General features: G+C 44.5%; 9 protein-coding genes. 3 read left to right on the forward strand and 6 right to left on the reverse strand.

Features of this window, described 5'->3' with window-relative positions; all coding sequences use genetic code 11:
• Positions 1-5 precede the first annotated feature (5 nt).
• Both J4N40_RS11075 and lrp read right to left on the reverse strand, forming a co-directional pair.
• Positions 6-3,053 carry a DNA translocase FtsK 4TM domain-containing protein gene (locus J4N40_RS11075; protein ID WP_250654247.1) on the reverse strand — a complete coding sequence of 1,016 codons (3,048 nt, stop codon included), beginning with the start codon at positions 3,051-3,053 and terminating at the stop codon, positions 6-8.
• 152 nt (positions 3,054-3,205) lie between these two features.
• Entirely contained in the window at positions 3,206-3,700 is a 495-nt protein-coding gene (lrp, locus tag J4N40_RS11080; RefSeq protein WP_005378234.1) for a leucine-responsive transcriptional regulator Lrp, read from the reverse strand.
• Positions 3,701-3,856: 156 nt separating this feature from the next.
• Here lrp and ald point away from each other — a divergent pair, with 156 nt between their 5' ends.
• A complete protein-coding gene (gene ald / locus J4N40_RS11085) occupies positions 3,857-4,981 on the forward strand; it encodes an alanine dehydrogenase (protein WP_005378241.1) in 1,125 nt (374 codons plus the stop codon).
• A 93-nt stretch (positions 4,982-5,074) separates the two neighbouring features.
• On the opposite strand, the gene J4N40_RS11090 is transcribed toward ald, so the two are convergent.
• Together J4N40_RS11090 and cysB are read right to left on the reverse strand one after the other, a co-directional pair.
• Complete coding sequence (locus J4N40_RS11090) at positions 5,075-6,271, reverse strand: methyltransferase (RefSeq protein WP_250654248.1); 1,197 nt, start codon at positions 6,269-6,271, stop codon at positions 5,075-5,077.
• A 53-nt stretch (positions 6,272-6,324) separates the two neighbouring features.
• Positions 6,325-7,299 carry an HTH-type transcriptional regulator CysB gene (gene cysB / locus J4N40_RS11095; protein WP_005388967.1) on the reverse strand — a complete coding sequence of 325 codons (975 nt, stop codon included), beginning with the start codon at positions 7,297-7,299 and terminating at the stop codon, positions 6,325-6,327.
• Between the two features lie 313 nt (positions 7,300-7,612).
• On the opposite strand from cysB, the gene J4N40_RS11100 reads away from it, so the two are divergent.
• A complete protein-coding gene (locus J4N40_RS11100; protein WP_005378247.1) occupies positions 7,613-8,377 on the forward strand; it encodes a hypothetical protein in 765 nt (254 codons plus the stop codon).
• A gap of 97 nt (positions 8,378-8,474) precedes the next feature.
• Entirely contained in the window at positions 8,475-9,245 is a 771-nt protein-coding gene (gene miaE, locus J4N40_RS11105) for a tRNA isopentenyl-2-thiomethyl-A-37 hydroxylase MiaE (protein ID WP_017634952.1), read from the forward strand.
• A gap of 125 nt (positions 9,246-9,370) precedes the next feature.
• Here miaE and J4N40_RS11110 read toward each other — a convergent pair whose 3' ends face one another.
• Positions 9,371-10,999, reverse strand: a complete 1,629-nt coding sequence (locus J4N40_RS11110; protein ID WP_017634953.1) for a methyl-accepting chemotaxis protein — start codon at positions 10,997-10,999, stop codon at positions 9,371-9,373.
• 155 nt (positions 11,000-11,154) lie between these two features.
• Complete coding sequence (locus tag J4N40_RS11115) at positions 11,155-11,421, reverse strand: hypothetical protein (protein WP_017634954.1); 267 nt, start codon at positions 11,419-11,421, stop codon at positions 11,155-11,157.
• Positions 11,422-11,524: the final 103 nt, after the last annotated feature.

Raw genomic sequence — 11,524 nt, forward strand, 5'->3', positions numbered from 1 at the left:
GTTCATTAATCTTTTGGTGGCGCAGGTGCCAGTACTTCACGGTTACCGTTATGACCCGGAGCACTTACGATGCCCTGCGCTTCAAGCTGCTCTACAATACGGGCGGCACGGTTGTAACCTATCTTAAATCGGCGCTGAACACCGGAAACCGAACCTCGACGTGATTGAACCACGTGCTCAACAACTTGATCGAAGAGCGGGTCTACATCTTCATCCGCTTCCATTTGCTCACCTGGCAATAGACTTTCTGGAGTTTGATCTCCACTGATGATCTCTTCAATGTAGTTCGGTTTACCACGCGCTTTCCAGTTGTTTACAACAGCATGAACATCATCATCTGATGCAAATGCACCGTGAACACGAGTTGTATGACTTGATCCCGGCGGTAGATACAACATATCACCCATACCAAGTAGTGATTCTGCGCCGCCTTGATCTAGGATTGTACGAGAGTCCGTTTTAGTCGATACCGTAAACGCAACACGAGTTGGAATGTTCGCTTTAATTAGACCGGTAATAACATCAACCGATGGACGCTGAGTCGCAAGAATTAAGTGAATACCTGCCGCGCGCGCTTTTTGCGCCAAGCGAGCAATCAGTTCTTCAACTTTCTTACCTACCACCATCATCAGGTCAGCAAATTCGTCAACAACAACGACGATGTAAGGCAGCTTCTCTAGCAATGGCGGTTCAGTATCCATGCTGTCGCCTTCCTGCCAAAACGGGTCATGGATTGGGTGGCCCGCTTCTGCTGCCATCTTCAATTTTTCGTTGAAGCCCTTCACATTACGTACACCTAATGCCGACATCAATTTGTAACGACGTTCCATCTCGCCCACACACCAACGTAGAGCGTTTGATGCGTCTTTCATATCAGTCACAACTTCAGAAAGAAGATGAGGGATACCTTCATAAATAGAAAGCTCTAGCATTTTCGGGTCAATCATGATGAAGCGTACATCTTCTGGACCTGCTTTATACAGCATGCTCAAAATCATCACGTTCACACCCACCGACTTACCAGAACCTGTTGTACCTGCTACTAGCACGTGAGGCATCTTCGCAAGATCGGCCACCACAGCTTCACCCGCAATGTCTTGACCTAACACAACCGTTGTTGGTGACGTTGCTTGCTCAAACTGAGGGCTACTGATGACATCAGATAAATAGACCGTCTGACGACTCATGTTTGGCAGTTCCAAACCGATGTAAGGCTTGCCAGGGATTACTTCCACGACACGTACCGCCATCGCAGACAATGCACGCGCTAAGTCAGTTGAAAGACCAGAAATACGACTTACTTTCACCCCCGGCGCCAAATCAAGCTCAAAACGAGTGATCACTGGACCAGGATAAATACCAACCACATCGGCTTTGATTTTGTAGTCAGCGAGTTTGCTCTCTACTAATCGAGCGACCTGCTCTAGCGCATCACGGTCGATAAAGTTTTCACGTTTTTCTGGATGATAAAGCAACTCGAGCGTTGGGAGTGGCTCTTCCGGAACTGGCAAGTTTTCTTCTTTCTGTACCAAAAATGGGTTCTGTGTTGCAGCGACTTTGGCTTGCGCATTGGAAACCATATCTTGGAATGCGGTAACGTCTTGGTCCTTGTCTTGGACCTCTTCTACTTCCACTTTTTGAGGAGCAGGTTCAAATGTTGTTGAAGGTGTTGCTGCTTGCTGATGAGGCGTTGTTGGCTGTACTTGCTGCGCAGGCTGAGACTCCACTTCGTCTTCATCATCTAACACATCAAAGTCAGAGATCGTAGGCTCAATATGTTGGCTCGACTCTGTTTGCGCCGTGATGCTATCTAATACAGCAGAATCAATTGCAGGCTCTTCATGTACAGGATGCTCAATACTTGGCTGCTGTACTTGCTCTGCTTCAAATTGTTCGTACTCCGCATAATCTGGTTCAACACTGATCGGTTCTTCTGTAGCTGTATGTTGCTCTACATAGGAAGAGTAAGTGTCTGCAAATGATGGGGCAGCCTGTTCTTCAGTTCCCCAGTCATCTGCTTGTTGCGCCGCTGCTTCAAGCTCTTCTATCGTAACATTCAGTTGCTTGGTGCGTTCCAAGAGCGGATCAACGTTATCAGTGTTAACCGTATGGATAGGTTGTATTTGAGGCTCAGGTTCAGAATAAACTGGCGCAGCATTAACCGTAGCCTTGCGTTGTGGTGGCGTCGGTTCTACCATCGCCTGTTCCGCAGGCTTATCAGGTTTAGCTTGCGGCATATAAATAGGATACTCATGCGCTGGCGCCGGCTCTTTCGGTTCATCGACATCGTACGCCGTTAAATGAGGAAGCGGCTCATCATCAATTTCATGGTCTACATTATGTTTAGGCGTAGAGACTTTATCTTCTACAAACTCATCAAGCTGAGGTTCTAAAACTTCCTGCTCTGAACCTCTTGCCTTATTTGCAAGCGCGGCAATTAGTGCTAATGCACGATCACCAAGCCATTCCACGATGTTAAGCCATGAGATGCCAGTGAAGAGCGTAAAGCCCGCTCCCCACAAGAACAGCAGTACCAATGTGGTACCGAGTACATTCAATGTAGGTAAAGCGAGGCTAGACAATACATCCCCGACCACACCTCCAGATGAAAAATACCAAATGTCATCAAAATTAATATCGGCAAGACCGCAACTGGTCATAATAAGGACGACCAGACCGAGCAGCCTTGTACCCCATAGCATGAAATCAATTGGCTCATCTTCTCCTCGTTTACGGCAAATCACCCATGCAGCCGCCGCTAGCAAGAAAGGGATTGGGTAAGCGAGAGAGCCAAATGTGAAGAATAGAGTATCGGCTAGCCAAGCGCCGAAAAGGCCACCAGCATTATCGATATCCCCTCCCCATGCGGTTTGGGACCAAGAAGGATCGGCCGGACTGAAGGTAAATAGTGCAACCGCAAGCAATACCGAGCTAAGAACGCCAACGATAAAGCAGCACTCTTTTAAGCGTTGGAAGCCATTTAAGCGTGAAGACTGGGGCTCTTCACTGGTTTTGATAATGGTTTCGACTTTCTTTGCGTTCTCTTTGAACATAAATCAACTTGAATATGGAAATGAAATAGGAAATTGCAAAACATTCCGAGCGGCATCAAGCCGCTCGGTAAATTGATTTAACCATATCAAGGAGAAAAACCCAATTACTCTCTGGCGAAAGCGGAAGCATATACCGCTTTCTTTGCAAGAAATTAACGAGTTTTGATCACAAGCTGGTTAGATTGTTTCACTTCTTCCATAACAACGTATGTGCGAGTGTCATTTACGCCAGGTAGACGTAGTAACGTATCGCCCAATAGTCGGCGGTAAGCACCCATATCTGATACACGGGTTTTAAGAAGATAGTCAAAGTCACCTGAAACAAGATGACACTCTTGTATGTCGTCTAGCTTTTGAACAGCTGAGTTAAACTGCTCAAACACATCCGGCGCACCACGGTTTAGCGTAATCTCAACGAATACTAATAGTGATGCATCCAGGAACTGCGGATTCAATAATGCAGTATACCCTGTGATATAACCCTGACGCTCTAAGCGACGTACACGCTCCAAACATGGCGTTGGAGAAAGTCCCACACGTTTTGAAAGCTCAACGTTTGAAATACGACCGTCTTTCTGCAGCTCATTAAGAATGTTGCGGTCGATACGGTCTAGTTCCTTGGACGGCTTTTTATAGTTGTCTGCCATTTTTTATTCCACCTTATTACTTCCTTGCAAAAAAATATACTACAACTTTTTAATATTTGGTGCCAAATTTTACAAATCTATAACTATACTAGTTATTAATTCGACAATAACACCCTACTAACAGTTAATACAACCATTATAGAAAGAGGATACAGGATGATCATTGGCGTACCTAAGGAAATCAAGAATCACGAATATCGTGTTGGTATGATCCCAGCTAGCGTGAGAGAACTCATCTCACATGGTCACCAAGTTTTAGTTGAGACCAATGCAGGTGCCGGCATTGGTTTTTCAGACGATGATTACATCGCTGTCGGCGCATCCATTCTCCCTCATGCTGCTGACGTATTTGCGCAAGCAGACATGATTGTAAAAGTAAAAGAACCCCAAGCAGTAGAGAGAGCAATGCTCCGCGAAGGGCAAATTTTATTTACTTATTTACACCTAGCACCAGATTTTCCACAAACTGATGAGCTAATCAAGAGCAAAGCTGTCTGTATAGCCTATGAGACTGTAACAGATAATATGGGTCGTTTGCCACTGTTAGCACCAATGTCAGAAGTGGCAGGTCGGATGTCTATCCAAGCTGGTGCGCAAACGTTGGAAAAATCGCACGGCGGTCGTGGTCTGCTCCTAGGCGGCGTACCTGGTGTTGAACCTGCAAAAGTCGTTATCGTTGGTGGTGGCGTTGTTGGTGCAAACGCTGCTCGTATGGCGGTTGGCCTTCGCGCTGACGTCACCATTCTAGACCGTAACGTAGACACACTTCGTAAGCTTGACGAAGAATTCCAAGGTCGCGCAAAAGTGGTTTATTCTACTGAAGACGCTATCGAGAAGCATGTTCTAGAAGCGGACCTTGTTATCGGTGCCGTTCTAATTCCTGGCGCAGCAGCACCTAAACTGGTCACTAAAGAGCACATTGCTAAGATGAAGCCTGGTGCAGCAGTGGTTGACGTGGCAATTGACCAAGGCGGTTGTTTCGAAACTTCACACGCGACAACTCACGCAGATCCAACTTACATCGTTGATGAAGTGGTTCACTACTGTGTAGCAAATATGCCTGGCGCAGTTGCTCGCACTTCAACATTTGCACTCAACAACGCTACGCTTCCATACATCGTGAAGTTAGCAAATAAAGGCTACCGCGAAGCACTTCTAGAAGACAAAGGCTTCCTTGAAGGTCTAAACGTTATTCACGGAAAAGTAACATGTAAAGAAGTAGCAGAAAGCTTTGACTTGGAATACGTTGAACCAACTCAAGCTATCGCTATGTTTAATTAATGACAAAATAAAACATAACTTGTCACGTTTTGTTTACAAAAGCCCACTCATAAGTGGGCTTTTTCATATAGAGCGTTTGGCTATAAAGAATAACTAAATCTTATATGCACAAATTAAAATATTTCTAGGTGTGACCGATTTAGGGCAAAACTCTGACAATCTAACACGGTAACCACGTTCTTCAAGATAAAGCACTTTGTCTAATGCGAGCCAGATCTCCAACGGACGTTGAAAAACAAGTTGCACTAAGCTCATTCTCTCCATTTGCCAGAAGCGTTGTTCGCTTAACTTTTCAAAATGAGAGAAATCGATTTCTTGAGGAAGAACAATGCCTTTTTGCTCCGCTGCCCAGCGACAGAACGATTCAAAACCATCACTTAATTGCGACTTACGGATACTCGGCACAGGCTGATACTCTGCCATTCCCAAAGCTTGTCGCGTGATCAAATCAAACCCAAGACGAAACATCATTTCCTGCTGACGATGACGACGCACGCGCTCTCCTCCTGTCACCGTTTGTTGTAATGGGATACGCAGTTCTTGCTTAGACAATGAGAGAGAAGAAGCCCTGCCCGATTCCGACATCGGCTGGTATTGTTCCGACTGAATCAAGTGGTAACAACAAGGTGATATGGTCATCGCAGCAATCCCATTTTCACTGCCGTACTGCATTAGACGAGCGTGAAGGTCACCGCATGCATGCAGTGCTACTGCGTGTTGCGTTGGCTTAAACACGGCTTTCGCTTTGCTATCAAACGCGTCGCCTTGAATAAACGTCATCTTCCAATGATGTTCATTGGCTGCTTGTTGCCCCGAATCGCACAGTGCTTGTTGGTATTCAAAGCTGGTTACAGGCTGATCGGTTTGCGTTGTCAGGATTCGCCCCAAGTAACCTTTACCTGAGCACCATTCTAGCCATTCTTCGCCACAGTGTTGTTGAATTGCAGCTTCACCCATCGAGCTAATTTGCTCCAACTTACGTCCCGGAATACCGTTATCTAAACCACGAGCGAGTTCCAAGCCGTTTAACGACAAAAGCTCTAAATGAGTCAGTTCTGCGAGTTGTTCAAGCTCAGGCAAAAACGGACTAAGTGCTTTTAACGCGAGTTCTGGTGCTGCTTTGTATTCTTCGATTTGAGAGGGAGTAAGAGACGCTAGCCATTGGCACAGTCGAGGATGTTGCTCCTGCCAAGGTAATGATGTGTGAATGCTGCTTTTAAAAGGCTCGAATCGCCACAAAGATTGGTTTTCGATTAAGCAGTCATTAATAAACTGAAATTGCGTTTTCATAGCTCCCCCTACAACGAGCGCATTGTAGAGGGAATCGAAACATCAATGAAGTGTTATCTCACCGGAAGCTCGATGTCTTTAAACATCTCTTCGATTTCTGCATTAGACTTCAACGAAATCGCCTGCTCAACCACTGGACGCGTTAAGTGCGGTGCAAAACGCTCCATAAAATCGAACATGTAAGAGCGTAAGAATGTACCACGGCGGAAGCCGATGCTCGTGGTGCTCGCGCCAAACAAATGGCTCGCATCTATTGCAACCAAGTCACCGTCCTGCTCTTCATCCACAGCCATGCTTGCAATCACACCCACACCAATACCCATACGAACGTAAGTTTTAATGACGTCTGCATCAGTTGCCGTGAACACCACTCGCGGGGTTAAACCTTCGCGGTTGAATGCTGTATCCAGCTCTGAACGACCAGTAAAACCGAACACGTAAGTGACTAATGGGTAAGCGGCAAGATCACTGATCGTTACTTTGTCTTTCTTCGCTAGTGGGTGGTCTTTAGGCACAACTATTGAACGATTCCAGTGATAACAAGGCAGCATGATGGCATCTTGATATAAGTGAAGAGCTTCTGTCGCAATCGCAAAATTCGCAGTGCCTTTAGCTATCGCCTCAGACATTTGTGACGGTGTACCTTGGTGCATGTGTAACGACACTTTTGGATAACGAGAAGTAAAACCTTTGATGACATCTGGCAGTGCATAACGAGCCTGCGTATGTGTCGTGGTGATATTCAGCGTCCCCATTTCTGGATGGGTGTGCTCTCCAGCCACCGCTTTGATACTTTCTACACGAGCGAGAATTTCTTGAGAGATACGTACAATTTCTTCTCCAGCTGGCGTCACTTGCGTTAAGTGCTTACCGCTACGTTCAAAAATCTGAATACCTAACTCATCTTCCAGCAACCGAACCTGTTTACTAATACCTGGCTGAGAGGTATATAAGCTTTCCGCCGTTGCAGATACATTCAGATTATGGTTTACAACCTCAACAATATACTTCAGCTGCTGCAGTTTCATCGTAATCCCTTACTTATTCATGAGAGAGTTTATTGGCCACTCAAGCGAGCGATATAATAATTAGTTATAACGCGTTCAAATCGAAATGAACAGCAATTTCTAACTTATACCTCAATCACATACTAATAATCTTCAAGCAAGAAACAATATGCACAAAGTTGAGCCAATAAATGACCGAAGTTCTATGATGTGACTTCTATCAGTAACTAAAACGTGGGAGAGACAAAATAATCAAACAAATAAGGTGCCGAGTAAGATAAGATTCATGTATTCTTTAACGCTAGCCGCAGAAAAGTAAAGCAGACGCAAAGATATGAATATTGGTTTAATAATCGCTTTGGTAGCCATCCTACTGGTGTTAATCCTAGGCTATAACATTATGTTGCAATATAAGGTTAAAGTTGAAACCGCAAAAAGGCAGGAATCAGCGCGATATGTAGCCTTGATAGATGGTACTGAAGAGTTGATTGGTCATGCGCACCATATCCCTTTTAGTAAAGAGCTGTTGCTGTGTCTAAACAATCGTATTCTTGACGCGCTAGAGAGCATGCATGAGCTGGACCCGAAGAACAAGCAACTTGCTCAACGTATCGAAAATATGAAGCAGCAGATTACGCAGCTAAAAGAGAATGGTCCTACTGGCGAGAGTACCACTTTCAAGATGCCGAGTAGTGATAAACAAGCTATCGTCATGCTTAAGCTGGTTAAACGACTTCGCGACACTATCCGTAACGAGCACAACAAAGGCCGATTGGATACCCAGACTTACGTCACCGAAAATGCGCGCTTGGAAACGATGCAAATTCGCATCAACATTGAAAATGTCATCAAAAGAGCAAACGACTCTATCGCTCGTGGCCAACCAGGCACCGCGCTTCAACTGCTGCGTAAAGGTATCGATGCTTTGAGCACTAAGAGCGATCCTTATTCTATTCAAGCGAAACAAAAGCTTGAAGAGATGTTAGGTGACTTAGATAAAAAGCGCCAAGATAAAAGCGATGCCGAAATGCAGCAGATTGCTGACAAAGAGCGTGACAATGACATGGAAGCTCTCTTCGGCGAGAAGAAAAAGTGGTAACATTCACTTCAGGTCAAAAAAGGCTGCAATTGCAGCCTTTTTTCTATCCGCAAGACAACGGATATGCCCAATAAAAATGTGAAGTACTAAAACTAAAATGATGAATCTAGACGCCTATCAAGATCTTCTTGCTCCCATTAACCAATTTCTGCGATGCAGTACACCTGATGAATGGGTAGAGGAAGCAAAGAAACCAGAGAACCTTCAAACCATTTTGTTAGACCACCTACTGTGCGAACTAAAAGCTGGCCAATCTGCCATGTTTTTAATTCGTAAGTATGCCGTTGACCAATCCAGTTCACATGCTCTACTTGACTGGTTTAAGCCCTACGAAGATTTTGCTTACCGTAACGTAGGCTCATTGGAAACTTTAAAAGGCAAGAGCAATATTTCTAAGTCAATCATGGCTAAGTCCGACTCACCATACAGCCAAGATTTGATCGATAAGATGGTGCTTTTGATAAAAGAGGAGTTACACCACTTTTATCAAGTTTTAGAGATCATGGAAAGTCGTGGAATTGAGTACAAAAATATTCCAGCAAGTCGTTATGCTAAAGGACTGATTTCGCATATGAAGACTCATGAGCCGGAAACGCTGATCGATAAACTCATCATTGGTGCGTACATCGAAGCCCGATCTTGTGAGCGTTTTGCCAAACTAGCACCACATATGGATGACGATATCGCAAAGTTCTACATTTCTTTATTACGTTCAGAAGCACGCCATTACCAGGATTATCTTGTATTAGCGGAGCAAATCGCAGGCAAAGATATCAGCGAGCGCATCGCCTACTTTGGACGTATAGAGGCAGATTTAATTTCTACGCCAGATACAGATTTTAAGTTTCACAGTGGTATTCCAGCCTAGCGAGCATATTCTCCCAAGGTTGAGCATACTCTGAACTTATATAGACAGAGAATAAATAAGCCGGACATTTCGTCCGGCTTATTTATTGTAGCAATGAGGTTAGGAATAAAGCTGAAACACAACAACTAGAGCTGGAATGAACCCATTCGAGTTTTCAAGTTGTGCGCTAGGCTACTAATCTGCTGACAAGCCACAGCCGTTTGTGAAGCTCCCTCAGCCATCTCTGTTGAAGCACTATTAATATGCTCCACGCTGCGATTCAGCTCTTCGGATACAGAATTCTGCTCACTGCACGCCGTTGCGATTTGTGTACTCATTTGCGCTATGTTATCGACAGAATGTTCAATTTCTTTTATCTGGCTATCAGCATCATTAACTTGCTCAACACACTGAGAAATACCCTCCTGACAATCACGGCTTGAATGCCCTATTTTACTGCTGCTCTCTTGTAGTTGATTAACAATTTCCACAATTTGTGAAGTGGAGTCTTGAGTGCGTTGCGCCAGAGAACGAACCTCATCTGCCACAACAGCAAACCCACGTCCTTGTTCACCAGCCCGAGCGGCTTCAATTGCGGCGTTCAGTGCTAACAAGTTTGTTTGCTCGGCAATCCCGCGGATCACATCTACGACCACATTGATATTGTTTGAGCTCGATTCAAGCTCACGTGCCAGTTCATCTGATTCTTGGATCGTATGTGATACACGCTCAATTACTGCGATAGTTTGTTGTAACGTCACCGTTCCTTGCTTTGCCACTTCCGCAGCCGAATAAGCAGAGGTTGCGCCAACTTCGGTATTTTGTGCCACTTCACTTACAGCAGCTTGCATTTCTGTCATCGCAGAAGCCACCGAGCTAAGTTCAATTTGTTGATTTTGCATACCAGAAGCGGTCTGAGAAGAAATAGCACTCACTTCCTCTACTGCTGCCGTTAGCTGAATCGTTGAGTCATTAATCTCAGAAACCAACGAATGTAAGTTTGTTTGCATACCGACAAGCTCTTTGAGCAGCGTTCCTAACTCGTCTTTGCTCAATTCGCTTTCGTCGATTTGATTATTCAATTGACCCTTGGCGATTTTGGAAGCGAATTCCAGTGCTCGATCAACAGGCCCGCAGATGACTCGAGAAAGCAACATGGCAGACATTACCATGACCAATGCGACGACAAGCGCACCAACAGCAGCGCTGTATTGTGTAAATGCCGCTTCACTTTGTACTTCTTCGCCAATCAAATTCACCAACTCATCGTTCAACGCGAGGGTATCATCCAAGCTGCTCAACGCTTTTGAGTAGGTATCGAAACTTGATAAAATTACATCATTTGCACTTTCAGCATCGCCTTGGCTTAGCAATACGTTGTAAGTCTTCGTTTCTTTGATGTATTGATTCCAAGTTTCTTTAAAAACGCTAAAGGACTGCGTTTCACGCTTATTAAGGTCGAGCTTTTCGTATTCTGCAATACCAGCCTGCACATCAGAACGCCATTGGTCGAGGCCTTTTAACCATTCACCAATTTTGGGGTGATTTGCGTTTGGCAATAAAGAGAACTCATCTTTACGCACTTTAGTAATATCAACTTGGATACCTTTCAAAATCGCAACAGAAGGTAAACTTTTATCTGTTAACACTGAAATGTCTTTATTCAGTGTTAACAAACCTTGCACCAACATTACTGACACTAAACCAAACACGGCAAAAACGGTTAAATAACTAACCGATATTTTCTTTACGACACTTAAGTCTTTAATACGCATGCACTTTCTCCCCGCAGCCTTTCCAAACCTCTCACTTAAGTGAAAGCTTAACCTCTAAAACACACTGTTTTTTGCGCTCGATATCATTGAACGCTCTTATATACATCGGCTTGAGAGATCAAATTTTGACCAGTAATTGATAGTTTTATCACATGCTATTTTAGAGATAGGCTCGCATGCTCCGTATTGTGTCTACATCTTTTCATGAGCGCTTCTCGGCGCAGATCCAAGATCTCATCGATGAGCTTTTCTTTCGCATTTATCCCAAAATGCTGGGCATAATTTTTTACTTTTGCTATCTCATTAGGTTGCAAGCGGTACACCTCTTTCTTTAAACGTGCTTCTGCTTCACTTCTAATCAAACCTTGCTCTTGTAACAATTTAATGATGGTTTCATCGGTTGGATTTACTGCTCTAGCCATGGTGCTCCATCTATCAATTTGAGTTCTAGCCATATGGCTAGATGAATGACGCCGCACAACTTATAGAGCAAAGATGACAGCTTGATTGCAGTGAATGCAATTC

Origin of the sequence: Vibrio sp. SCSIO 43097 (assembly GCF_023650755.1) — a bacterium.
GTDB classification, from domain to species: Bacteria; Pseudomonadota; Gammaproteobacteria; order Enterobacterales; family Vibrionaceae; genus Vibrio; species Vibrio alginolyticus.

What these genes read in the sequence shown, in the direction of transcription:
- cysB (WP_005388967.1), bottom strand. Translation starts at nt 7,299, where the DNA reads ATGAAACTGCAGCAGCTGAAGTATATTGTTGAGGTTGTAAACCATAAT.
- miaE (WP_017634952.1), top strand. Translation starts at nt 8,475, where the DNA reads ATGATGAATCTAGACGCCTATCAAGATCTTCTTGCTCCCATTAACCAA.
- J4N40_RS11075 (WP_250654247.1), bottom strand. Translation starts at nt 3,053, where the DNA reads ATGTTCAAAGAGAACGCAAAGAAAGTCGAAACCATTATCAAAACCAGT.
- J4N40_RS11090 (WP_250654248.1), bottom strand. Translation starts at nt 6,271, where the DNA reads ATGAAAACGCAATTTCAGTTTATTAATGACTGCTTAATCGAAAACCAA.
- ald (WP_005378241.1), top strand. Translation starts at nt 3,857, where the DNA reads ATGATCATTGGCGTACCTAAGGAAATCAAGAATCACGAATATCGTGTT.
- lrp (WP_005378234.1), bottom strand. Translation starts at nt 3,700, where the DNA reads ATGGCAGACAACTATAAAAAGCCGTCCAAGGAACTAGACCGTATCGAC.
- J4N40_RS11100 (WP_005378247.1), top strand. Translation starts at nt 7,613, where the DNA reads ATGAATATTGGTTTAATAATCGCTTTGGTAGCCATCCTACTGGTGTTA.
- J4N40_RS11115 (WP_017634954.1), bottom strand. Translation starts at nt 11,421, where the DNA reads ATGGCTAGAGCAGTAAATCCAACCGATGAAACCATCATTAAATTGTTA.
- J4N40_RS11110 (WP_017634953.1), bottom strand. Translation starts at nt 10,999, where the DNA reads ATGCGTATTAAAGACTTAAGTGTCGTAAAGAAAATATCGGTTAGTTAT.